This is a genomic window from Bhargavaea massiliensis, assembly GCF_050480245.1.
Classification (GTDB): domain Bacteria; phylum Bacillota; class Bacilli; order Bacillales; family Anoxybacillaceae; genus Anoxybacillus.
The window spans coordinates 1-250 of the sequence record NZ_JBCNEQ010000094.1; the positions used below are offsets into that span (position 1 = coordinate 1).

A 250-nucleotide genomic window follows, 5' to 3' on the forward strand; every position below is an offset into this window, starting at 1 on the left:
TCATATCGAAGCGTATCGTCATGACGATATCTTTTCGACATCGATGGGTATTCGGCACGTACCTTCCTCCCCAACGTTGCGACAGCGTCTCGATCAGCTCGCTTGTCTTCCGATGACCGAAACCATCATTTGGGAGGAATCGATGCGTCTGTTGGTTCGACAACACGCTACCTTGTCCCCTTGTTGGGCGAAAGGGAAAACGACATGGCTTCCCCTTGATATAGATGCTTCCCCATTTGACAACTCCGAT

The 250-nt window shown here is 50.4% G+C and carries 1 pseudogene; it reads left to right on the forward strand.

The features are described 5' to 3' along the window. Positions 1 to 250, forward strand: a pseudogene (locus tag ABEV15_RS14035) (IS1380 family transposase); the annotation flags it as partial.